The organism is Neobacillus drentensis (assembly GCF_036962125.1).
Classification (GTDB): Bacteria; Bacillota; Bacilli; order Bacillales; family Cytobacillaceae; genus Neobacillus; species Neobacillus drentensis_B.
This window is the reverse complement of record NZ_JBALOA010000002.1, coordinates 94,296-118,270: the sequence shown is the minus strand read 5'-3', so window position 1 is coordinate 118,270 and position 23,975 is coordinate 94,296. Positions and strand designations below refer to the sequence as shown.

At 38.3% G+C, this 23,975-nt stretch carries 26 protein-coding genes; 20 read left to right on the top strand and 6 right to left on the bottom strand.

What is annotated here, in order from left to right; all coding sequences use genetic code 11:
• The first annotated feature begins 5 nt into the window (after nucleotides 1–5).
• From V7121_RS01560 to V7121_RS01540, 5 genes are all read left to right on the top strand, one after another.
• Entirely contained in the window at nucleotides 6–293 is a 288-nt protein-coding gene (locus tag V7121_RS01560; RefSeq protein WP_335500762.1) for a EutN/CcmL family microcompartment protein, read from the top strand.
• On the top strand, nucleotides 294–569 hold the full coding sequence (locus tag V7121_RS01555; RefSeq protein ID WP_166258163.1) for a BMC domain-containing protein: 276 nt from the start codon (nucleotides 294–296) through the stop codon (nucleotides 567–569).
• A complete protein-coding gene (locus V7121_RS01550) occupies nucleotides 569–832 on the top strand; it encodes a EutN/CcmL family microcompartment protein (RefSeq protein WP_335500764.1) in 264 nt (87 codons plus the stop codon). Before V7121_RS01555 ends, V7121_RS01550 begins: the two co-directional genes overlap by 1 nt.
• A gap of 174 nt (nucleotides 833–1,006) precedes the next feature.
• On the top strand, nucleotides 1,007–1,654 hold the full coding sequence (deoC, locus tag V7121_RS01545) for a deoxyribose-phosphate aldolase (protein ID WP_335500809.1): 648 nt from the start codon (nucleotides 1,007–1,009) through the stop codon (nucleotides 1,652–1,654).
• Nucleotides 1,655–1,830: 176 nt separating this feature from the next.
• A complete protein-coding gene (locus tag V7121_RS01540; protein ID WP_066254965.1) occupies nucleotides 1,831–2,031 on the top strand; it encodes a helix-turn-helix domain-containing protein in 201 nt (66 codons plus the stop codon).
• A gap of 42 nt (nucleotides 2,032–2,073) precedes the next feature.
• Here V7121_RS01540 and V7121_RS01535 read toward each other — a convergent pair whose 3' ends face one another.
• Nucleotides 2,074–2,907, bottom strand: a complete 834-nt coding sequence (locus V7121_RS01535; protein WP_335500768.1) for a hypothetical protein — start codon at nucleotides 2,905–2,907, stop codon at nucleotides 2,074–2,076.
• 108 nt (nucleotides 2,908–3,015) lie between these two features.
• Here V7121_RS01535 and V7121_RS01530 point away from each other — a divergent pair, with 108 nt between their 5' ends.
• From V7121_RS01530 to V7121_RS01500, 7 genes are all read left to right on the top strand, one after another.
• Nucleotides 3,016–5,265, top strand: coding sequence for an AAA domain-containing protein (locus V7121_RS01530; protein ID WP_335500770.1), 2,250 nt, complete (start codon nucleotides 3,016–3,018; stop codon nucleotides 5,263–5,265).
• A 124-nt stretch (nucleotides 5,266–5,389) separates the two neighbouring features.
• Nucleotides 5,390–6,187, top strand: coding sequence for a hypothetical protein (locus V7121_RS01525; protein WP_335500771.1), 798 nt, complete (start codon nucleotides 5,390–5,392; stop codon nucleotides 6,185–6,187).
• A 28-nt stretch (nucleotides 6,188–6,215) separates the two neighbouring features.
• Nucleotides 6,216–7,064, top strand: coding sequence for a DUF3307 domain-containing protein (locus V7121_RS01520; protein WP_335500773.1), 849 nt, complete (start codon nucleotides 6,216–6,218; stop codon nucleotides 7,062–7,064).
• A 198-nt stretch (nucleotides 7,065–7,262) separates the two neighbouring features.
• Nucleotides 7,263–7,868 carry an alpha/beta hydrolase gene (locus V7121_RS01515; RefSeq protein ID WP_335500775.1) on the top strand — a complete coding sequence of 202 codons (606 nt, stop codon included), beginning with the start codon at nucleotides 7,263–7,265 and terminating at the stop codon, nucleotides 7,866–7,868.
• 365 nt (nucleotides 7,869–8,233) lie between these two features.
• Complete coding sequence (gene proB / locus V7121_RS01510; RefSeq protein WP_335545481.1) at nucleotides 8,234–9,346, top strand: glutamate 5-kinase; 1,113 nt, start codon at nucleotides 8,234–8,236, stop codon at nucleotides 9,344–9,346.
• A 6-nt stretch (nucleotides 9,347–9,352) separates the two neighbouring features.
• Nucleotides 9,353–10,594 carry a glutamate-5-semialdehyde dehydrogenase gene (locus V7121_RS01505; RefSeq protein WP_335545479.1) on the top strand — a complete coding sequence of 414 codons (1,242 nt, stop codon included), beginning with the start codon at nucleotides 9,353–9,355 and terminating at the stop codon, nucleotides 10,592–10,594.
• A gap of 117 nt (nucleotides 10,595–10,711) precedes the next feature.
• Nucleotides 10,712–12,988, top strand: coding sequence for an ATP-dependent DNA helicase (locus tag V7121_RS01500; protein WP_335545478.1), 2,277 nt, complete (start codon nucleotides 10,712–10,714; stop codon nucleotides 12,986–12,988).
• Nucleotides 12,989–13,048: 60 nt separating this feature from the next.
• On the opposite strand, the gene V7121_RS01495 is transcribed toward V7121_RS01500, so the two are convergent.
• A complete protein-coding gene (locus V7121_RS01495) occupies nucleotides 13,049–13,339 on the bottom strand; it encodes a hypothetical protein (RefSeq protein WP_335500781.1) in 291 nt (96 codons plus the stop codon).
• Between the two features lie 303 nt (nucleotides 13,340–13,642).
• Here V7121_RS01495 and V7121_RS01490 point away from each other — a divergent pair, with 303 nt between their 5' ends.
• Genes V7121_RS01490 through V7121_RS01480 form a run of 3 tightly spaced genes read left to right on the top strand, consistent with a single transcriptional unit; the run spans nucleotide 13,643 to nucleotide 15,954 of the window.
• The gene (locus V7121_RS01490; protein WP_335500784.1) at nucleotides 13,643–13,897 is read left to right on the top strand and encodes a FeoA family protein; all 255 of its coding nucleotides are present in this window, start codon (nucleotides 13,643–13,645) and stop codon (nucleotides 13,895–13,897) included.
• A complete protein-coding gene (locus tag V7121_RS01485) occupies nucleotides 13,887–14,576 on the top strand; it encodes a FeoB small GTPase domain-containing protein (protein WP_335500786.1) in 690 nt (229 codons plus the stop codon). The genes V7121_RS01490 and V7121_RS01485 overlap by 11 nt, the downstream gene beginning before the upstream one ends.
• Nucleotides 14,577–14,580: 4 nt before the next feature.
• On the top strand, nucleotides 14,581–15,954 hold the full coding sequence (locus V7121_RS01480; RefSeq protein WP_335500788.1) for a nucleoside recognition domain-containing protein: 1,374 nt from the start codon (nucleotides 14,581–14,583) through the stop codon (nucleotides 15,952–15,954).
• A 206-nt stretch (nucleotides 15,955–16,160) separates the two neighbouring features.
• Here the strand turns inward: V7121_RS01480 and V7121_RS01475 are convergent, their stop codons facing one another.
• From V7121_RS01475 to V7121_RS01465, 3 genes are read right to left on the bottom strand one after another with little or no spacing between them, the layout of a single operon-like run.
• Complete coding sequence (locus tag V7121_RS01475; RefSeq protein ID WP_335500790.1) at nucleotides 16,161–17,243, bottom strand: Ger(x)C family spore germination protein; 1,083 nt, start codon at nucleotides 17,241–17,243, stop codon at nucleotides 16,161–16,163.
• A complete protein-coding gene (locus tag V7121_RS01470) occupies nucleotides 17,236–18,315 on the bottom strand; it encodes a GerAB/ArcD/ProY family transporter (RefSeq protein ID WP_335500812.1) in 1,080 nt (359 codons plus the stop codon). The genes V7121_RS01475 and V7121_RS01470 overlap by 8 nt, the downstream gene beginning before the upstream one ends.
• Before the next feature lie 29 nt (nucleotides 18,316–18,344).
• The gene (locus V7121_RS01465; protein WP_335545476.1) at nucleotides 18,345–19,841 is read right to left on the bottom strand and encodes a spore germination protein; all 1,497 of its coding nucleotides are present in this window, start codon (nucleotides 19,839–19,841) and stop codon (nucleotides 18,345–18,347) included.
• A gap of 207 nt (nucleotides 19,842–20,048) precedes the next feature.
• Here V7121_RS01465 and V7121_RS01460 point away from each other — a divergent pair, with 207 nt between their 5' ends.
• Nucleotides 20,049–20,960, top strand: a complete 912-nt coding sequence (locus tag V7121_RS01460; protein ID WP_335545474.1) for an LCP family protein — start codon at nucleotides 20,049–20,051, stop codon at nucleotides 20,958–20,960.
• Nucleotides 20,961–21,123: 163 nt separating this feature from the next.
• On the opposite strand, the gene V7121_RS01455 is transcribed toward V7121_RS01460, so the two are convergent.
• Entirely contained in the window at nucleotides 21,124–21,423 is a 300-nt protein-coding gene (locus V7121_RS01455) for a hypothetical protein (RefSeq protein WP_335500796.1), read from the bottom strand.
• Nucleotides 21,424–21,570: 147 nt separating this feature from the next.
• On the opposite strand from V7121_RS01455, the gene V7121_RS01450 reads away from it, so the two are divergent.
• The 4 genes from V7121_RS01450 (at nucleotide 21,571) to V7121_RS01435 (ending at nucleotide 23,959) form a co-directional block, all read left to right on the top strand.
• Nucleotides 21,571–21,852 carry a DUF1292 domain-containing protein gene (locus tag V7121_RS01450; protein ID WP_335500797.1) on the top strand — a complete coding sequence of 94 codons (282 nt, stop codon included), beginning with the start codon at nucleotides 21,571–21,573 and terminating at the stop codon, nucleotides 21,850–21,852.
• A gap of 130 nt (nucleotides 21,853–21,982) precedes the next feature.
• Nucleotides 21,983–22,231 (top strand): hypothetical protein, encoded by a 249-nt coding sequence (locus V7121_RS01445; protein ID WP_335500799.1) that lies wholly within the window; start codon nucleotides 21,983–21,985, stop codon nucleotides 22,229–22,231.
• 24 nt (nucleotides 22,232–22,255) lie between these two features.
• On the top strand, nucleotides 22,256–23,050 hold the full coding sequence (locus V7121_RS01440; RefSeq protein ID WP_335500801.1) for an alpha/beta fold hydrolase: 795 nt from the start codon (nucleotides 22,256–22,258) through the stop codon (nucleotides 23,048–23,050).
• Nucleotides 23,051–23,314: 264 nt separating this feature from the next.
• Entirely contained in the window at nucleotides 23,315–23,959 is a 645-nt protein-coding gene (locus tag V7121_RS01435; protein WP_335545472.1) for an alpha/beta hydrolase, read from the top strand.
• Nucleotides 23,960–23,975: the final 16 nt, after the last annotated feature.

The window sequence follows — 23,975 nt, the reverse complement described above, 5'->3', positions numbered from 1 at the left end:
TTAAAATGTTTGTAGCCAAAGTGATTGGTAATATGGTTTGTACACATAAAAATGAGAATCTAGTAGGTCTAAAGCTGCTGATTGTCCAACCAGTAGATGATCAATTGAATGATAAAGGCAAACCACTTGTGGCTATAGATACGATTGGACAGTCAGGAGAAGGGGATCTTGTTTACTTAGCAAAAAGCAGAGAATCTTCCCTACCACTAAATAAAGATTTGGTCCCGTCAGATGCAGGGATTTTAGGAATTATTGACTACTATAATGTGACTAAACGAATGGAGGAAATATAGATGAGCAACGCATTAGGAATGATCGAAACTAAAGGTTTAGTAGGGGCAATTGAAGCAGCAGACGCGATGACAAAAGCAGCAAACGTTACATTACTTGGAAAAGTGAATGTTGGCGGCGGGTTAGTTTGTGTGATGGTTCGCGGTGATGTTGGTGCGGTAAAGGCAGCGACTGAAGCAGGTTCGGATGCAGCACAGCGTGTTGGTGAATTTTTATCTGTACACGTTATTCCAAGACCACACTCAGATATCGAGAAAATTCTTCCTGTTGCAAAATAATGAAATTAGCAAAAGTGGTTGGCAATGTCGTATCAACGATTAAAACACCGAGCCACCAAAATAAAAAGCTCATGGTTGTTATTCCTGTGGATGCATCAGGTAATGAATGCGGTGATGCCATGATTGCCTTTGATCGTTTTTCAGCAGGGGTTGGCGATTATGTGCTAATCCTAGAAGAAGGTGGTTCGGCACGGGACATATTAGAAGATCCGAAAGGTTCTTTTGATGCCGTCATTGCTGGAATCGTTGATCGACTACATTAATGTGAGGTGAGCACGATGCAAATTGAAGCATTGGTAGAACAAATTACAAATCAAATTATGCAGCAATTAACCAATAAAGAAGCGTTAAAAGAAGTGAAGCCACAATCTTCTGGAAACGTGACCTATAAAGAAGGAACATCATCAACTATTATTACTGGTCCATCTGTAGCGCGAATGATAGACCATACCCTATTAAAACCCGAAGCATCGAAAGAACAAATTATCAAGCTCTGTGAAGAAGCAAGAGAGCATAAATTTGCAACTGTCTGTGTGAACCCGTATTGGGTTGCCACGGCAGCCAAAGAATTAAAAGGTTCTGGAGTTGGGATTACCACAGTGGTTGGATTTCCGCTTGGAGCAACCAGTACATTCGTTAAAAGTGCAGAAACTCGTGACGCGATTGCGAACGGGGCAACTGAAATCGATATGGTTATCAATATTGGTGCACTTAAATCCGGTGACTTCGAGACAGTGAAAAAAGACATTGAAGGTGTTGTGTTAGCCGCTAATGGTCACGCACCTGTAAAAGTCATTATTGAAACAGGACTTCTTGAAATCGAAGAGAAGAAAAAAGCTTGTATTCTTGCAAAAATGGCTGGGGCAGCTTTCGTGAAAACCTCTACTGGCTTTGGTCCTGGATGTGCAACTGCTGAAGACATTAAATTAATGCGCGAAGCGGTTGGCCCAGACCTGGGAGTAAAAGCCTCTGCCTGTGTCAGGGATTTAGATACTGCCAGAAAACTTATCCAAGCAGGTGCGACGAGAATTGGTGCAAGTTCTAGTATTGCGATAATAACTGGTGGTCAAGGAACTGGTTATTAAGAGATTCATTCGCGATTAAAATAGGTGATATTTGGGTATTCCATCGTGAAATAAATGCGAAAAGGGATACCCAGACTTCTCTTCTCCTCAACTATTAAAACTGTTGAAAAATTTTAAATAGTTTATTATAATAATATCAACAAAATGAAATCGCTTACATAATGAGGAGGCTTAAAATGAACAATATTGGCCATCAACTAAAAAAAATGAGATTAAATCGTGAAATTGAAATTGAAAAACTAGCTTTGCTTTCAGGTTTAAATGCTGGAACAATCGCAGCCATTGAAGAAGGCGAACTCGATGTACAAGTTTCTACTTTAGCAAAAATTTCCGACGTCTTGAATTGCTCATTCTCAATTGGAGACGTGTCTATTTAACGAACATCAACAAAAAAATCGCCGTCAGGCGATTTTTTTCTGTTATCTGTTATTTCTTCTCCGAGGTCTAAACCGGAATCTGTCATCACTCTCAGTATCATCATATTTATTAACCACTGGAGCAGCATCAACATAATTATTTTTCGCGTTAGCAGGTTTATCTGTTTGGACTTTAACCTCATTAACCACCTCCGGAACCACCACTTCATTTCCCGGCTCTAGCTGTTCATCCTCAGAAACATCTTCATTTTCAGTACTTTGAAGTTCAACATCAGCATTTATTGCGGCTTCAGTTTCTAAACGCATACCTAGAGCTCCAAAATCAGTGCTAAAAGTTCTAACTACGGCACTTAGAGACTTTTCCTCAGGGATGGTTTCTTCCTCGTCAGTCGTTTCCACGTCCACATCAACGACCAGTTCATCGACCGTACTATTGTCCTCCTCTTCATTACTAAATCCCGATTCATCCGCCGTTACTTCTGCAACCTCAGCCTCTTCAAATAACAATTCTTGGTTTCCTTTTTTAATTTTTCCAAGAGTATTGGTCCGCTTGACTGCTATAGCAATTATTTCATCAATTAGAGAAGTGAAATCATCAAATGAAACATTATTTTCTCCGCTGTTTTGGATGACCTGTAGAAAATCCTGATGAAATAGGTTAAATTCTTGCTCGAATTGTTCGCGCTCCATTTCTCGGAAAGATGTGCCTTTAATACTAATAAAGCCGTAAATTAATTTACTTAATACTTTTGTTACGGCTTGTAATTCTTCCTTGCTTAATTCAGGATCATTGGTTAAATAAAAATGGACATCCCGTAGTGTACGATAATAACTTTTAAAATTTCGACTTATTTCTAGGAAATCTAAATTACTCATTAGAAATATCCCTCCATATCTATTTAATGTATAATATTTGGAATCAGCACAATTCCCCTTTTTATTTAGGATATGTAGGGAATATGCATATAGAAGGGATTATTTTTTATGAACGTGATAAATTTTATTAAAGAGTGGCAGCAGGCTCTTCAAAACGAAATTCTCCATTTAAAAAAATATGGCAGTAATAAATTTCATGTTTCCAACGGAAGGCTGCTATCCACAGAAGGTGCCTATACCTATTATTTCGATACTGCACTATCGATTAAGATTCCAATTGGGTCGCAGGTTCGTTTGGAGTGGGGAAGTATGAAACAAAATGGCAGGATCTTGTCTTCTGAAGGAAGAGGTATAATGCTCAGCATGGAGAAATCATTTGGAGATTTAATCCATGAAGCGCAGCTTTTTCACGATCCATGGGAACTGCTCGAACAGCTTATCGAACGTTTAGATGAAATGAAAAAAAATAAGCAAAAACGAATCAGAATTAAAAGGCTCATGGACCCATCCATGCCTGCAAAGCATCCAATTGAGAAAAGTAAAAGCGGTTTGCATGAATTAGTTTTACGTTCCAAATACAACCCAGTTACCTTTGTTTGGGGCCCGCCTGGAACAGGAAAAACCTATACCTTGGCCCGGGTTGCGGCAAATAAGTATTTTCAGGGAAAGAAAGTGTTGATTTTATCGCATAGTAATCAAGCGGTCGATGTGCTCATTCATGAGATAACTGCTTTTATTCAAAAGAAAAACCGCTTCCGTGAAGGGGATGTGCTCCGCTATGGATTCAATACAGGAGAGCAGCTAGCCCTTCATGAAGCGGTTACGACCAGTCAACTCCTACAAAAAGACGATCCTCGCCTTGCGGAAGATAAAGAAAATTTACTAGAGGAAAGACGGAAACTTAAGCAGGATATTGCCCGTTCATTTAGCAAAAGGGATACGAATCAGTTGCTAGAGTTGGAGACAAAAATTGCCAGGGTTCTTGATAAAATCCGCCAAAAGGAGCTTGAATTTATCAAGGATGCGTATATTGTCGGGACCACCCTAGCTAAAGCAGCTGGTGATGCGGCCATCTATGAAAAAGAATTTGACGTGGTCATCGTTGATGAAGCAAGTATGGCATATGTCCCCCAAGCAGCTTTTGCTGCGACACTTGGAAAACGTGTCATCATATGTGGGGATTTTAAACAATTGCCGCCAATCGCCTCATCACGAGACCCTCTAGTTTCCATGTGGCTGAAGGAAGATATTTTTCATCGTGCCGGGGTAGTTGATTGGGTGAATGACGGAATGCTGCACCCGCATCTTTTTTTGCTAAGAGAACAACGGCGGATGCATCCGGATATTTCTGCATTCACGAATCAATATATCTATCAATCGCTCGTCGGTGACCATGAAAGTGTTTCTAACAGTAGAAAAACGATTGCCGATCTTGCGCCCTTTCCAGGAATGGCTGCAGTTCTTCTTGATACAAGTTATCTTGGGGCCCATTGTATGACAGAAAAGGCATCTAATTCGCGAATGAATATTTGGCAGGCGTTATTGTCCTTTCAACTTATTCATGAATCATACTTGGCGGGTGCACGATCGATTGGTTATGTCACACCATACCGTGCCCAAGCTAATCTAATGGAGCTGTTACTTGCGGATTTATATGAAAAAGAATGCTCAACAGCAGATATTATCGCGGCGACTGTCCACAAATTCCAAGGCAGTGAGCGTGATGTGATGGTGTTTGATACGGTTGACAGTGAACCGCAAACTCGAGCGGGCATGCTAATTACCGGCAAGGATAGTGAGCGATTAATCAATGTGGCGATTACCAGAACGAAAGGGAAGTTTATTCATGTCAGCAATACTTCCTTTATCCGGAAACATGTCTATAATCGGAAAACACTTCGTCAGCTTGTGGAACACCAGGATCGAAACCAGCAAACTGTCAGGACTACAGACATTGGAAAATGGATAAAGGGTCAGCACCCGGGACTAAAATGGCTGCATGCCCTTAAGTTAGAAAAAGTGTTTCAGGATATTAAATCTGCTAAAAGGTCAATTATAATTTCATTGCCGGAAGAATCATTCCTGCCCAAGCATTGGCAGGAAATCCTACAAAATCGGAGCAAGTCTGTTAAATTATCTATTTTTTCAGAGGACACATGGGCTGACCTGCAACCAGATCAGGTGCTAAACGAAAGTATATCGTTCCCATTAATCATGATTGATGAGCGATTATTATGGCTGGGTTTACCAATTGAGGCGATAAAAGGTGTCCACCCGCCATACATTGCAGCCAGACTTCATTCGGAGAGGGTATGCCAGTATATGATTGGACAGTTTCAGACACGGGAGTCGTTTTAGGGAGGGAGATTCATGTTTATTTAGTTTTACTTAATAGACTAATTTTACTAAAGTTTGATTATATAATCTAACTTTAGTAAAATTAGATTATATAATCTAACTTATAACAGCAGAGGCGATGAATATGAATTATCCTATTTCAATTTTTATTCTGGATGTAAGCAATTCTTCATCGGAGCAAATGGGTGAAGAATTGTCTGGTTATTTGGATGAGATAGTCAACTGGATTACGAGCTGGACGAAAATGATAGGATCGGTCCAAATTAAACACCGTGCTGGGGATGAAATTATTTTTGCGGCGCCTGGTTATTCAACAGCCTATACCATTGCATTTTTTGTTAGCAGAGTGTGGAAATACAAAAGGCATATGCCTTATTTTGGTTTGGCCTTTGGTGACATCGACAAGGAATTAAGCAAAGTGGATCTTGAAAAATGGATCCATCCCTTGGTCAAACAAGCTAGGTATGCGAATGATCAAATCAAACAAGAAAAAAACAGACTACTATTTAAGTTTGAGCTTGACCAGTTTTATCCAGAAGATTTGAATTATAGGTTACCCTATCACCAGTTTAGAAATGAATTCGAAACACTAATAAATGCTTTATTAAATTTGCAGCTTAAATTTATCAGAAATCAAACCGATATCCAGGAGCTCGTATGTTCGCTCTACCTGATATTAAACCAACAGAAGGCAGTTGGAAAGCTGCTTGGTCGGACGGCTCCCACAGTTTCAAGCCATTTAAAAAAAGGAGATAGTGAAGAAATCCTAGATACTTATTCCAAAATTATTAGTATATTGCATTCATTACAAGAAAAAGCTTATCCTGACAGTGACTTCCTTCCACAGGATATCAATGCGAACTTAACAAAAAGCATCCGGGATCATATGAAGACTAAATTAAAAACCATCCTTGATTCCTAGATACCAGCAGACAGAGAGAGGGGAAACCATGTTATTATTCAGTCTTGTTCTGGCACACTTATTTGCAGATTTTTATTTACAAACAGATGACATGGTCATTGAAAAGCAGAAGAACTTAAGCAAACATATCGCCCACCATTTTTTCATGTCAGGAATTGTTTTAAGCGGCTTTTGGGTATTCGGATTCGATTTCGAAAATATCCAGAAATATCTATTGATTCCACTGGTAGTGATTGTGTTATCACATCTTTTGATAGATTCTATAAAGATAAAACTGCTAAATCAATTGAGAATGGGTAACGAAGAAAATATGAAACGGTTAGGATTCTTTGTGTTGGATCAATTTCTGCATCTAGGAATGATTATTCTAACGTGTAAATTTTGTTTTCATATGAATATAAGGGGATTTTTTCAGCAGCCGGGAGGATTAAACTTTATTGATTCTGTTTTATTCCTAGCCATTATTGTCATTTTAGCCACGACTGTTAGCGGACATATGATTAAGATATTATTAGGAACCCTGCCTAGCCAGCTTTTAACCTTTGAAGGAAAATATTCGTTTAAAAACGAACGAAATGAAGCTGCGTTTATACATAGTGGAAAAAAAGGATTAACAGAGGAATATAACTATACTGTTTTTAGTAAGCATGATTTATCGCGTGGAAAATTAATAGGCTATATTGAGAGATTACTAGTCTTATTGCTTACATTTTATAGCGCCTATCCAGCAATTGGGTTTATTGTCGCTGCTAAATCCATTGCCCGCTTTAAACAAATGGATGACAGGGACTGGGCAGAATATTTTTTGCTGGGAACCCTTACCTCGATGTTTTTTGGAATCACGCTCGGAATAGTATTAAAAGTAGTCCTAACATAGTTGGTATAAAAAAAAGCATCCTGTGGATGCTTTTTGTATAGATTCAAAAAGGTTGACGAGGAAATCGTTTAGTATTACTATTATCTCATATTCAAGATAACTGAAATTATGATATTTCACTTTATGAACGAGTAGGAAATGACCAAGTTTCTAACAATAACTGTATGGAGTTTTTGAGATAGAAAGGGGACGGATCTGATGAAACATATTTTTCAAAAAGGGAAAGATGCAACCAAGCCAACTTTTCTATTACTGCATGGGACAGGAGGAACGGAGTTAGATCTAATCCCACTTGCAGGTAAAATTGATGAAGATGCTTCCTATTTAAGTGTACGTGGAAATGTATTAGAAAACGGAATGACGCGCTTTTTCAGAAGATTGGCCGAAGGTATTTTTGATGAAGAGGATCTTATTTTTCGCACGAAAGAATTATATGAATTTCTAGATGAAGCCTCACAAAAGTATCAATTCGATCGAAAAAATGTCATTGCAATTGGATATTCTAATGGCGCCAATATTGCGGCTAGTTTGTTGTTCCACTACTCAGATGCTCTTAAAGGGGCAATCCTCCATCATCCAATGGTTCCGTTACGAGCAATTGAATTACCTGATTTATCAGGCACCTCTGTGTTTATTGGCGCAGGCACAAATGATCCGATTTGTTCGCCATTGGAATCAGGTGACCTTGAAAAGATGCTTGAAAATGCGAATGCAAAAGTCCATCTCCACTGGGAGCATAATGGCCATCAATTAACCTTTAATGAAGTAGAAGCAGCAGCAGCATGGTATAAACAAAATAAATAAAATCATCCTTTTGCTAATCGAATCAATTTCGGTTAGCTTTTTTATTTTAAAAATTTAAACAATTCTATTGACTTTTTATCGATTTCTAAGGATAATCAAAGAAATTATAAATCGAAAACAGATAGGGATTAGTAAATCTTCGGAACGTGTAAGAGAGTGAAACCCGCTTGGCTGTAAGGTTTCTCACGGAAAAAAGGTTGAACCTGCCCGAATACACTGCTTATGCAAACATAAGCCGTCACCCTCGTTACGGGTCCAAAGTGGGTGCATGGCATCAATAAAGGTGGTACCGCGGAAACGACTTTCCGTCCTTTTTTAAGGACAGAAGAGTCGTTTTTTATTTTTTTAAGAAGGGTTCGAGGAAAATGAAAAAACAGTTGGTGGTTGTAAAGATTGGGAGCAGCTCGCTTACCAATTCCTCAGGGACAATTTCTGAAGTGAAAATACGTGACCATGTCGAGGCGCTTTCATTTTTGAAGGAGCAGGGGCATGATGTTCTTCTTATTTCATCTGGAGCTGTTGCGTCGGGGTTTGGTTCACTTGGTTATCCGACTAGGCCAAAAACTGTAGCAGGGAAACAAGCGGCTGCTGCTGTTGGGCAAGGGCTCTTGATGCAAAATTATATTCAGTTGTTTAACGAGTTTAATATCGTACCAGCCCAGATTCTTTTAACACGAGAAGACTTTTATAGCCAAATACGTTTTCATAACCTCTTTAATACCATTCAGGAGTTACTTCAAAAAGGGGTATTGCCAATTATTAATGAAAATGATTCGGTGGCAATCGAGGAATTGACTTTCGGTGACAATGATATGTTGTCCGCACTCGTAAGTGGCTTTTTACATGCCAATGCGCTGATGATTTTAACAGATGTGAATGGTTTATATGATGGCAATCCAAAAATATCTAAGGATGCCAAGAAATATCATTTCATTCCCGAAATAACGGATAACCTCCTAGGAGTTGCAGGAGAAGCTGGTTCTTCAGTAGGAACGGGCGGAATGAAATCGAAGTTATTAGCTTCAAAAAAGGCACTTTCCCTCGGTGTCAGTGTCTTTGTCGGCACAGGGAAGGGAAAGGAAAAACTAGCTGATATTTTAGCAGGAAAAGGAGACGGGACATACATCGGCGGACCCTTCCAAACGCAAATGCAAATGAGGAAGCAATGGATAGCTTATCATTCCCAGGTCGGTGGTGTGATTGAAATTGATGACGGGGCGGAAAGAGCCGTGGTGTTTCAGGGCAAAAGCCTGCTGCCTGTTGGAGTGACCAATGTGATCGGTGAGTTTAATGCCTTAGATGTGGTGGTTGTCCAAAATCAAAAAGGGAAAATCGTTGGGAAAGGGCAAAGCTTTTACTCTTCAAAGAATCTAGAAAAAGTAAAAGGCTTGCCAAGTGAACAATCAAAAGATTATTCGATCAATAAAAAAGCTGAAGTCATTCATCGTGATAATTGGGTGACAATACAGGAGGGGTGATAAGGGATGAGTGAGTTATTAGAAAAAGCCATCAAATTAAAGAAGGCAGCCAAACAATTGGGGATGCTGACATCAAAGGAAAAAAACACAGCTTTGTTAATGATGGCAAACCACCTATTGTCAGAGAAAAAATGGTTAATCGCTGAAAACGCCAAGGATATTGAAGTAGGAAAGGAAAATGGACTTTCGGAGTCGCTGCTGGATCGACTGCTTTTAACGGAAGAAAGAATTGAACAGATTGTCGATGGAGTTCGTCAGTTATTTGATTTGCAGGATCCAATAGGCGAAACCATCGAAGCATGGGAACGTCCGAATGGCTTACAAATCGAAATGATCAGAGTCCCGCTTGGTGTAATTGGAATGGTATATGAAGCACGTCCCAATGTGACCGTTGATGCAGGAAGCCTTTGTTTAAAAGCTGGTAACGCGGTTCTTTTAAGAGGAAGTTCTACAGCGATTCATTCCAATAAAGCACTCGTCCATGTCATGCAGCGGGCGCTCGCGGGAACGGCGATTCCTGCAGATGCCATTCAGCTCTTAGAGGACACGAGCCGTGAAACCGCATCCGAAATGTTTAAATTAAATCAATACCTCGATGTTCTCATCCCGCGCGGCGGAGCAGGGTTGATTCAGTCGGTCATCAAAAATGCGACAGTGCCTGTTTTGGAGACAGGCGTAGGCAATTGTCATGTGTTCATTGATGAAACTGCCCAAGAAACCATGGCCATCGATATTGCAATTAATGCAAAGTTACATCGTCCATCCGTTTGTAATGCCGCTGAAACCGTGCTAATTCAGAAACACTGGCCATATACAGATGAACTAATACATGCATTTCATGATCGGGGTGTCGAATTGCGAGGGGATGAAAAATTAACATCTGCCTATCCGTTTGTAAAGCTAGCCACGGAAGAAGATTGGTCCAGTGAATTTTTAGCTCCAATTTTGGCGGTCAAACTGGTGAGTGATGTAAAGGAAGCAATTAATCATATCGATCAGTATGGAACAAAACATTCCGAGTCGATTATTAGTGAAAATCATAGCAACGTCGGATTGTTCTTCCAAGCAGTCGATGCAGCCGTTTTATATCATAATGCCTCGACCCGATTTACTGATGGCGAACAGTTTGGCTATGGGGCCGAAATCGGAATTAGTACGCAAAAGCTTCATGCCCGCGGGCCAATGGGACTTCGCGCATTAACAACGACTAAAGCTATCGTCCGTGGGACAGGTCAAATTCGCTCATAATATATTTGAGATATAAACAAGTGAGGCCCAATTAATGTTTGGCCTCACTTGTTTTTTATTTGTGATATACTTAAATAAGCAAACATATATTCTTATTTGAAGTTAGTTGGTGATTTAGTGTCAGGTACTATTCATATATCAGTAAGATCACTCGTCGAACATGTCTATCGGAGTGGCAGTATTGACTCCCGTTTCCGTTCACAAGCCACGATGCATGATGGAACAAGGATTCATCAAATGATCCAGAAAACGTATCAAGAAACTGACCGAAAAGAAGTATACCTCCGTGCTGAGATCAAGGCAGAGGACCTTTCCTTTATCATTGACGGCAGGTGTGATGGATTGCTGTTTCGTGAGGATGAGGTGGTTATCGACGAAATCAAATCATATTCACGTTCCTCCGAGCACATCCAACAAGGCGGCTATCCCGTTCACTGGGCACAAGCAAATCTGTATGCCTATATGTATGCAAAGGACAATAACTTACATAAAATCACTGTCCAGCTTACTTATGTCCAAGTGGAAACACTTGAAAAGACATTTTTCAGAAGAAGGTACTCAATTACAGAACTGGATAGTTTTCTTGGAAAGGTAATTAAGGACTATTCCCCTTATGCAAATCTTCTCCATGAACTTCGAAAAAAACGAAATGAAAGCTGTAAAGAGGTTGCCTTCCCATTTGAAACCTATCGTGAGGGGCAAAGGAAATTAGCTGGGGCGGTATATAAGTCGATTTACGATAAAAAGAACCTCTTTGTCAAAGCACCAACAGGAATAGGGAAAACGATATCGACACTTTTTCCATCGGTAAAAGCTATCGGAGAAGGGCATTTGGATAAAGTTTTTTACCTTACTGCAAAAACGATTACCCGGACAACAGTGGAAGACGCCTTTAAGAAAATGCATGCCTGTGGTCTTTGTATGAGCAGCGTTACTATCACTGCTAAGGACAAAGTTTGTTTTAAGGAAAAAACAACATGTCAAATGGAATATTGTGAATTTGCCAATGGCTATTATGACCGTATTAATGACGCAATCCTTGATATTTTAACGAATGAATCGGGGATTACACGTGACGTAATTGAGATTTATGCCAAGAAACATACCGTCTGCCCATTCGAATATTCTCTGGACCTTGCCTATGCTGCCGATTGCGTTATTTGTGACTACAATTATGTTTTTGACCCGCGGGTTTCCTTAAAACGGTTGTTCGAAGATCAGAAGAAGTCTACCGCATTATTAGTTGATGAAGCTCACAATTTAGTCGATCGGGGACGAGAGATGTTCTCATCCTCCATAAATAAAAATACTTTTCTTGAATTGAAAAAGGAATTTAAAGGTATTAATCAAGCGATATTTGATGCTGCAAAAAAATTAAATGCTTGGTTTCTATTACTTAAAAAAGAACATCCTGAACAACAAGAGTTCATACTTTCTAGAATTGATACTGATTTAGTTGATTCACTTTCTGAATTCGTGGAAATCACAGAACAATTTCTAGCTACAGAAACGTCCCAAACTCTTTTAGAATCCTATTTTCTCGTTAATCATTTTTTGAAAGTAATGGAGTTTCTTGATGAACACTATGTCATTTATGTGGAAAAAGTGAAAAACGATATACTGGTAAAACTTTTTTGCATGAATCCATCCAAGCTTCTCCAACAAATGGGAAAGGGATATCGCTCCAAAATCTTCTTTTCAGCCACACTTTCACCCTTAACTTATTATCAAGATATACTTGGAGGGGGGGAGGATGATTATGCAGTATCGATCCCTTCACCATTTTCACGTGATCAGATCGACGTTTATATTCACCCATTATCTACGCGTTACCGGGATCGAGACCGGACGAAACAATCTATTGTAAAAGTGATTCAAGCCTTGATTAAAGAAAGGCCCGGAAATTATTTTATTTTTTTTCCCTCTCATCAGTATTTATTGGCTGTATATGAGCAGTTTAAGCAACTTGATGACGATACGAATACAATTGTTCAAGCAGTTAGAATGACCGAATCAGAAAGAGAAGCTTTTTTGGAGGCGTTTCAGCCTGATCAGACCCAAACCTTACTGGGTTTTGCGGTCCTTGGCGGTATCTTTTCGGAGGGTGTCGATTTAATTGGCGACCGTTTAAATGGAGTTGTGGTTGTTGGGGTAGGCTTGCCGCAGCTTTGTTTTGAACGAAATCTCATAAAGGATCATTTTAATCAAAAAAACAAAAATGGTTATGACTACGCGTATGTCTATCCCGGCATGAACAAGGTTTTACAAGCAGGTGGGCGGTTAATTCGCTCGGAAGAAGATCAAGGAACCATCGTATTAATTGATGATCGCTTTTTACAAGGGCAGTATCAAAAGCTGCTTCCGCTTGAATGGCAGCCATTTACACTTGGCTAACCACAACATAACCATAAAATTATAAAACCCTTATGGTTCTTTCCATAAGGGTTTTGTGGTTTAGATGAAAAATGTTCCTGATACCATGAAGCTAAATAGTGATCCAAGGATTAAACCTGTTGCTGCAAAAAAGGTTAAAATCGCACCGTGGACCTGACTGCGTTCACAGAAAGTCATAACCCCCATGAAGACTGCCCCGATTCCAAACACTAGCGGTAGAAAGACAAGTGATAAGGCAAAGAATAACCAGCCTAAAATCACATAAGTAATACCTTTACTTTTACTTGAAGAAGATGCTTCATGCTGAAAGGTTACACTCCCGCAACTTTGACAAATATTTGAGTTGACCATCTCGTAAGAACCCCCTGAAGAATCAAACATTTTACCCACCCCATTCGCAATTTTTATACTTTACTGAATATTGTAAAAATTAATTTTAGATTACCATAAAATAAAAAAAATACAAGAGAAACACTCTATATTTATAAAATAAAATGGATTTATTTTCCTCTAGATGATTGTTTTATATAAAAGCCTAGTTTCTAACCTGAGAATATTATTTATTTTTGCAAAAAAGGAGACATTTTTAGAATTATTACATATAATTAATAAAAAGTTGCACACGGTAAAAACTTTGAAGGTGGGGAAAGAGAGATGGATAAACCTAATATTATTAAACTGGTAAATGGAGAAAAAGGAAATTTAATAAAAATAACCGATTTAAATTTAGATGGTGTTATGAGAAGAAGATTATTAGATTTAGGATTTGTGAATGGTGCACTCGTTGAGGTGATTCGGAAAAGTCCGTTGGGAGATCCGATAGCTTTTCGGGTCAGCCAAACAACGATTGCATTACGAAGAGAGGAAAGCTCAAGAATAGAGGGGGAGCTGGTGTCCTATGAGGAATGAGTACAGAATTGCCTTAGCAGGAAACCCGAATACAGGGAAAAGCACATTGTTTAATGCCTTAACCGGCCTCAGGCAGCATACAGGGAATTGGGCAGGTAAAACCGTCTCCATGGCACAGGGGAGTGTTCAGTTTAAAGATAAAACCTTTCAACTTATTGACTTACCTGGTACCTATTCGCTTTTTTCCAATTCAAAAGATGAAGAAGTAGCTCGAAATTATATTGTTTTTGAAAAACCAGATGTAACCTTAGTGGTGGTAGATGCAACATCGTTGGAGCGAAATCTAAATTTGGCCTTACAGGTTTTAGAGATGACTAAAAACGTGATCATTTGCATTAACTTAATTGATGTCGCCGAGGAACAAGGGATTCGGATTAATGAACGTCTGTTAACCAATCGCTTAGGGGTTCCAATTATTAAAATATCTGCTCGAAACAAAAAGGGGTTTTCTATGCTTTTAGATACGATTGACCGCATTGTGACTGGAGCAATTGAATGCCACCCTGTTCCGGTGACCTATCCTGATGAAATCGAGGAGAAAATAAAGAAAATTGAACCGAAAGTTCGTGAAATTGTCGGGGAACATCTATCGTCTCGCTGGGTTGCTTTGAGATTACTAGACGGAGACGAAACCTTACTAAATGAATTAAGTAACCGAATGGTGACTGAGGAGGTGTAGCGCGATGCGAATTCAGGATCTTTATGCAGAGGCACAGGAATTATCGACCTCAAAGCTAAGAGATGACATTGTACAACAGCTCTATGAGCGCAGCCATAAATTATGTGGAGAAGGAATTACCTATACGAAATCAAAAAGGGATACCCGGACAGAAAAGCTGGATGCGATCTTTACTTCACCTATATTTGGATTTCCGATCATGTTAACCATGTTAGGTGTTTTGTTTTATTTAACCATCGCTGGGGCAAATATTCCTTCATCGATGATTGCTGAGTTTTTTGGTTTTGTAGAGGGCTACTTAACTTCATTGTTTACTTTCCTGCATGCTCCCGATTGGCTGCACGGAATTCTTGTACTCGGGTTATACCGGGGAACAACCTGGGTCATTAGCGTTATGCTGCCGCCGATGGCGATCTTTTTCCCGGCATTTGCACTATTAGAGAATTATGGTTATTTGCCGCGGGTAGCTTTTAACATGGATCGGCTCTTTAAGCGGGTCGGTGCTCATGGGAAGCAATCGCTAACCATGGCAATGGGATTCGGCTGTAATGCCGCTGCTGTGATTTCAACCCGGATTATTGAATCACCAAGAGAGCGGATGCTTGCTATCTTGACCAATAACTTTGTTCCATGTAATGGAAGATGGGGAACATTAATTGTATTAGCGTCGCTATTCATGGCTGCCAATTTTACCGGAGGACTGAAATCACTTGTTACGACAGGAGTAATTGTTGGAATTGTTCTGTTTGGAATCATCGTCACCTTTTTTGTCTCATGGGTGCTTTCGAAAACAGCTCTAAAAGGGATCCCGACCCACTATACGCTAGAGCTTCCACCGTACCGAAAACCGAAAATTTTTGATACAGTGATTCGCTCTTCTTTAACAAAATCTTGGTCTGTACTGGTTCGAGCTGTTAAAGTGGCCGCACCGGCAGCGATATTAACATGGGTGTTCGCAAATATTTACATTGGTGATACAAGTATTCTTATGTATGCTGTTGAATTTTTAGATCCATTTGGAAAAATGCTAGGACTTGATGGGTATATCATGATGGCGTTTATCCTCGGCTTGCCGGCTAACGAAATTGTTCTTCCCATCCTGTTGATGGGTTATTTATCAACGGGGTCACTGACAGAAGTCGATAACCTCGTGGACTTAAAAAAAATCTTTTTAGAACACGGCTGGACGTGGTTGACAGCATTGAATATGATGTTATTTTCACTGCTGCATTATCCATGTGGGACGACATTGCTTAATATTTATAAAGAAACAAAGAGTAAGAAATGGACCTTTCTTGCTTTCCTAATCCCGACCGTTATCGCCATTCTTGTTCCACTCATTATTACTCAAACGGTACAATATTTTGGTTTACTATAATAAAAATGCAAAAAGGTAAGTCAGTGTTATTTAAAAAACTGGCTTACCTTTTTTATTGGTTATTTGGAAAGGGCCAGGTGGGATTTGAACCCACAAGACACACTGCAGTCATCAGGATGGACTACAGGTTGCTCTACACCTTGAGCTACAAGCCCTGATTTTATTTTGACCATTTACCTTAAAAATATCCGCTTCATTATTAAGAATTAATCTACAGTCCCAGTTTGTTTGATATCGACCTTTACATTGACATGAACCTTTGCTGTTGGATAGAATCTTTTCCATTGTTTGTCATTAAATCCGCGGTAGTGCTCTTTATATTTTGCACCAAGGCCTAACGGGTCCACACCATGCTTTTTAAACTTTCCGATGATTTTTAGGGCATTTCCTTCTAATTGTTTGTCAATTTCTTGTTGGATCTTTTTTTTATTAATGGCTACCCGTTGTTTCTTAGGAGATCTAAATTCCTGCAGTCTTGTTTTCATCTTAAGATTTATCGTAAATTCCGGTCGGCCGTTTATAATTTTAACTTGATATTTTGCTTTCGAATGAAGAATATCTAGGACAACCATCTCTCCATTTTTTAATTTGAATTGGTGCAATCCATGCTTATATTTATCAACTAAGCCTTTAAAAATGAATAAATCGTCCATCAAAAGAGGAAAGACATATCGATCATCTTTTAATATAGCGATGCCAATGATTTTAATATTATCTTCTACCTGTTTGATTAATGGCAAGTAGGGATCCTGTCCTTTTTGGCTATATTGAAATAAGAATGTATGTAAATTTAATTCAGGCAGTCTAGCTGATTCCATGTATTGATCGAGCATTTCTTGGACGTACAACGAAACATTTTCCGTTTTGAACTTCTTCATTTTGAGTAACTCACTGGCATCCCCATCGACAATTGCCATGTGTACAGTACTGCCTATAGAAGGATCTCGGTTTAGGGTATCGACAATATCATTAATTCCCTTTTTAGCGAGTGATTTTCCATAAAGGGCAACCCGGAGCTGTCCGCTTTGGATTGGATACCGTGATTCATTATTTATGTTGACACGAATTTCTTTACTTGTTTCACCTAATGTTGTTTTGACTTCTGTGGTAGAAGGCTGATTCTTCTTATAAATAGGATAGGCAAGAGTACCTTTTATCGTGTTTTTTCCCGCCCAATCATATCCTACACCTTGGATCATATTAATTTGATTTACGATATTAGTTGGTATCATGGTACAACCGGATAAGAAAATAGTAACCAATAATCCTAATAAGATTCGCTTACCCATTTTGTTTACCTCTCTTTATTAATGTAAAAATGATCAGGAGGACGGGGATATAACCATAAAAGATCCATAAGTTCATTTGGGTAACTATTTTATCAAGAACTCCTTTTATTTCTTCGTTTATTATTTGAGAGGTGACCACACTAAGTAGGATTAAAACGATTAAGAAGTACTTTTGCTTCTTTTTAAAAATCTTTTTTAGACCTCTTGTTGAACTCCATAATAGAAGGGAAAGCAAAGAAGAAACAATAATTAAATACATCGAAATAAATATGTATTCAAATCGTTCTAAATAAGATAGCCGAATGACCTTTGTTAAAGACAATTCAGGCCAAATTGTTTGGTTTAGTTGACTTTCGCTGTAGAACGTAAATGAGACAATCGAAGACAGAGTATATAGCAGGGTAGTAAACAGTACTCCTAAATGAGCGAATTTTTTTGAAGACTTAGCGTCTCTAATAAAAGGGTAGAACATTAGTAACGTTTCAGTTCCTGCTAAAGTATACATTGAACTCTTGATCCCATCCAATAGCTCTCTAAAGGAATGATTCATGATTGGTAATAAATTGGAGAAGTGAGCAGCTTGTAAAGGAAATAGATAAAGAACGATAAACATGAGTTGTGGAACTAGGAATGATAAAAAAGAAACACCGACAACAACTCGAAATCCTCCAGATACACAATAATAGACTAATCCAAAGATCATCAAACATAGAATCCATGCAGGTAAAGTAGGGAACATCCAAACTTGGATAATCTCAATAAATGAAAGGACCACTGAGACACTTGCCAGCCAATAATACATCATAATAGTAAAGCTCATAACATTGCCCAGAAAGTTCCCAAACACTTGTGAATGGACATCAATAATATCTCCATCAGCCTTGCTGAGAAGTTGATACATCATCCAGATGAACACTTGAACTATACAACCCGCTACAAGGACACACAACCAAGCGTCATATCCTGCTTTTGCGGCAATCGTCCTTTGGAATCCTAAAATACCGACCCCCACTTGCGAATTGTAAATAATAAAGAAAGCAAAATAAGGAGAAACTTGATGTCTTTTATCCACTTCCAATCGAATCTCCCTCCTTTACTGATTTATTCATAAAAATCGTTCAATGGTTCTGGTTTTTTGCGATTCCCAGTAGTTTTTCTTATCTTTTGAGGCCTTAGTGTAGACGGATTGTCTTTTTGTTTGGAAAAAGGAAGTCGAAACCAAAGGTCTTGAAAGGATGTTGTGCGGATTGGGTACATGCTTAAATACGGACGACCGAGAGATGTTAAACGTAATAGGTGGATGCTTGTAAAATGCACCGCCCAAAACACACCGAACAGCCCAAACCATTGGGAAAGAATAATCACTGGAAACTTAATAAACCGAACCGTGTTACTAAATTTATAGACCGGCGACGTATAGGAGGCCAAGGTTCCAAGTCCTACTAGAATAAGTAATACATTACTGGTTAATCCCGCTTCCACTACTGCCTGTCCGATGACAATACCACCCACAACGCCAAGAGATTGTCCGATTTTAAATGGTAATCGAATGCCTGCCTCTTTTACCATTTCAATCATGATTTCTAAGAATAAAGCTTCTAAAAAAGGTGGAAAGGGAACTGATGCCCTTGACCCTACTAAGGTTTCTAGTAATGGGGCAGGAATTAATTCATAATGATAGGTCATAATTGCAACATACATAGGACTAAGCATTGTTGAAATGAATAAGGCCGAAAAACGCAAAACACGGAAGAAATTACCAATAATCCAGGAATAACTATAATCTTCCATCGCAATAAACGACTCAAATAAGGTAACAGGTAGAATAACGAGATTTGGGGAACCATCCACGGCAATGATAATTTTTCCTTCTGTTAAACCAGCAGCAACCCGATCTACTCGTTCAGTTGAAATGGATTGAGGAAATAATGAATTCGAATTGTCCTCAATCATTGAGGACAGGTAAGAGCTGTCCTGGATATGATCATATTGAACATCGCCAATTCTTTGGACAACCGTGTTTATATTTTCCGGATCAGCAATCCCATCCATATAGAGAACCGCAACATTCGTTTTTGAAAGTTCTCCGACCTTCATTTCAATGACAAGCAGTTCAGGGACAGGTAACCGTTTTCGAATTAAGTTAATATTGATGTCTAATTCTTCAATAAAACCCACTTGTGGTCCAAGAGCGGAAGATTCCAATGTTGTAATGCTAACATCCCGAAATTTACTGTTTGCAATATTAATTAATAAACATTCTTCATCATCTTCATGTTTTTGAAGAGCTAGGAATCCCCTCATGAGGTTTTGAATGATTTCCTTAGGATCTTTCGTAAAAATAATTACTTCTACAGGAATGTTGCGTTTTAATTCTTGTAATGATAACTGCTCCTGCATGTAGGGCAAAACATCCTGATGGAGGATATCAGATGAAATCAGAGTCCGATAGTAAGAAAGCCAATATGGGTCTTCCTCTTTTAGGGAAGTTTGCTCATGAACGAAGTCATTCGATTTCGCTAAACGTTGGAGCCAATTTTGTTCGTCATTGTTGTTTGAGTTTGCTTCTTTGCCTGGAAGATTTGCTTTTAGTTTCAATGAGATCCCTCAACAATAATTTTTTCTCATTATGTGTAAAATAGGGATATTTATACAAATTATCCTGCAATCAAAAGGTTTATTTTAAGAAAGATAACGGTAAAGAAGAATAATCAAATACAAAACTTGAGAAATTAAATAGGCAGTATCATTTATCATCATTTAAACCGATATTATTGAAAGTTGGTGAAAAGCTTGAGGACATTCATGATAATTCTATTTTCAATTATATTAGGAGGTTGTTCGACTGGAAATTTAAGTGACCAAAATCAAGTTCCACCCTCTTCACCATCGAAAATGGAAGATAGTCCAGATCAAAAAGATAAAAAGGGAATCATGAACTTTCTATTAATCGGGAGTGATTCAAGAGGGGAACCCCAATCTTTCTCGGATGCCATCATTATTGCTCAATATGTTCCTAATGAAGGAAATATCAAGTTAATTAGTTTGATGAGAGACAGTTATGTCAAAATTCCGGGGCATAAAAAAGGCTACGACAAGCTTAACAAGGCCTATTTTCTTGGTGGGAATGAATTATTGAAAAAGACCATTGATCAAAATTTCGGAATTAAAGTAGACCACTCTATTTCGATTGATTTTGAGGGATTTGCAAACTTTATTGACCTGATTGCACCCGAAGGGATTACAGTCAATGTAAGTCAAAAGATGATTGACGATTTCAATATGGATGTGAAGCCCGGGAAAAATGCGCTGAAAGGAAGAGAATTATTAAAATATGTCCGGTTTAGACATGATAACGAAAGTGATTTTGGCCGCGTGAAACGGCAACAGGAAGTCATCGTCAAGGTTAAGGAACAGTTAAAAAATAAATTTAGTCACATTGAGTCATTAGCAGCACTTCCTGAATTTGTTGAGGAGAGTTTGAATCATGTCGAGTCGGATATGGACAAAGGGGAAATTTTATCCGTATTATCGAAATTAGTGTTTTATCCAATCAAAAATATCGATAGTTTACGGATACCCGTTCATAATAGCTTTGTTAATAAGACTTATCCTCATGCTGGTGCGGTTCTAGAACTTGACCTAGAAGAAAATAGAGAGGCATTAAAGGATTTCTTAATGAAGCCTTCACCGGTGAACAGGGAATACCATTATTAAATAAAAAAGGAGACATAGCTTGTGGGCTATGTCTCCTTTTTTGAAAATCATTGGAAGAAAATGTCTAATTGTACAAAACTAGTACCATTTGTACTTAACTTCATAAATTCGTACAAAACGACTTGAAATCCGTACAAAGCTACTTAAAATTTGCACAAAACCTTTATTTCTTCAGTTTGTTGATTTCTTCAGTAACAACAAATGCAAGATCATCGTTGCCAAATAATGACAAGACTCCAAGCAATGTTTGGTTGCCCACTTCTCCTGCTTCTTCTTTCGGGACGGTTAACTCAATCGCCTCTCTTAAGGCAGGATTCGCTGCCTGATTTGGATAAGCACGCAAATATAATTCTTCTGGATTGAGGTCATGATTTACACACCATTGAGCGAATACAAGGATCATCATTTTTTCTTCGCCACGATAGTTTTCGATTATTTTTTCTTCTAGCTCTTTTTGATTCATTGGAATTCTCCTTAGCAAGTCATTATCTCCTAATTATATAAGATTTTTGTGGTATATATATAGTGGAAATAGATGTTTTCGTATGAAATCCCTTAAATTTAGGGATACTGTGATAAGAAAAATACTTTTAAAAAAGGGGAACTTAGAATGAGTAAAGTCGAAGTTCAAGAAATTTTTACGATAACTGATGAAAATGGTGAAGAACAAGAAGTTGAGGTATTAGGTGTTATGACGATTGAAGGAACAGATTATGTTGCTGTCGGATTTGCGGACGAAATAAGGCAAGAATCAGATGAAGATATTGATATCTTTTTTATGAAGGTTGATGAAGAAGGTGATTTGGCCGCAATCGAAAGTGATGAAGAATTTGATAAAGTTTCAGAAGCATTTGACGCTATGATGGATGAAGAAGAGGGAGCGGAAGAATAAAAGACGGTAAGAGAGGGATAACTCTATCTCTCTCTTTTTGTTACACTTTATTTCAATTGGGAAAATTAAGTATGTATAAAACCATTCTAGGCATACTACTTATTAATAATATCAATAAAGGAGCAATCTAATGTTAATCGAAGAAGGTACAAAGTATCAAATTTCTCAAGGAATTAAAGGTTTTTTCAATTCTGCTGAATCATTGACTGTCAAAAGTTATAATGGGGTCACGGTTCAATTTACGCTTGCAGATAGTAAAGGACATGGTTCGATGCCGATTGAACATTTAAATTATTTATTGAAAAAATCAAACCTAACCGTAATTCCTTCTAAACGAATATTACTCAGTAATGATAATAATGAAGAGCAAATAAGTTAAACAAACTCAGGGGTGGAAACCTGTATGGAAATGAACAAACGTAATGTAAATGACTCAACGGTAGCATACATAGATAGTGGTGAAGGGAAGGCAATCGTTCTTCTTCATGGTTTTTGTGGGAGTTCAAGTTATTGGGAGTATGTGATCCCAACATTATCAGCCGATTTTCGAGTAATTGCCCCTGATCTTCCGGGCCACGGACAGTCTGATCCTTTAAAAGGGAATAGCTCGATTGAGGATCTAGCGGAACATGTGAAAAAACTTTTGGATGAATTAAATTTATCGGAAGTAACCATGTTTGGTCATTCCTTAGGAGGCTACATCACACTTGCGTTTGCTGAGAATTACAGCAGCCAATTAAATGGTTACTCATTGATTCATTCAACTGCCTTTCCGGATTCGGAGGAGGCGAAAAAGGGCAGAATTGCAAATATTGAAAAAGTAAATAAGTCTGGTATTTATTCGCTAATTGACGGTTTGGTACCGAAACTTTTCTCACCTGATAACCAAGATGAGAATTATGTAGGAAATGCAATGGAAATAGGCTATTCTACTTCTGCTGAGGGTGCAATCGATGCACTAAAGGCGATGAAGGACCGGCCAGATCGCAACCAAGTCTTGGAATCCTCAACTGTACCCGTTTTATTAATTGCTGGGGAACAGGACCAAATTATCCCTGCTGATAAGACATTTTCGGTCAGCAAGCCCAATATTAAGCAGTCACTCATTAAAGATTCGGGCCATATGAGTATGTTTGAAAATCCAATGGAGTTAATTTCAGAGATAAATGGATATTTAGTATCGATAAATGGTGCGTGATAGGAACCAGAAAAGGTTCCTATTTTTTTATATGGTAGTTTCCTAATATAAAACAAATATGTGTATTAGAAAATATTCGTTGACAAATTATCTAACCTCTTGTTATCATATAAACAACAAAGGTTCATATTAAAAAACATATATTTTTTGTTTCTTAGTTTTTAAATATGAAACTTTATTATTTATTAGGGAATATATCAACCTTATTTAGAGGTTAAGTATTAATAGATATGGCACTCTAATTAACAAGAAGGGATGATGAAAATGAATGCACCGATGGTTTATGAGCTACATCGACCAGCACAGACAGAACCTGGTAAAACCTATCCTGCATTGTTTTTAATGCATGGAATTGGCAGTAATGAACAGAATATGCTGTCACTTGTAAGTGGGTTAGAAGAACGTTTTTACATTTTTAGCATCCGCGGCCATCTTCCACAACCACCAGGCTATGCGTTTTTTACTATTCAAGGATATGGAAAACCGCATCGGGAAGTGTTTGATGAGGGAATTAATAAACTGAAAAGTTTTATTGACTATGCATGTGCTGAATATCCTGTCGACCAGAGTCAATTATTCTTACTGGGCTTTAGTCAAGGGGCAATTTTGTCGATGACACTTGGATTAACATTAGGAAGCCGTATCAAAGGGATTATTGCCCTTAGCGGATATATTCCTGCATTTGTAAAAGAAAAATACGATGTTCAGCCAGTTGATAAGCTATCTTTGTTTATTTCCCATGGTGAGATGGATCATGTTCTTCCATTTGATTGGGGTTTGGAGAATAATAAGTATTTTCGTTCATTGGGAGCAGATGTCACTTTTAAAACCTATCAAGAAGGACACACTGTTTCGATGGAAAACCATAAAGATTTCATGAATTGGTTAATGGAAAGAGTAAAAAAATAAAATAATGGTAAAAAGG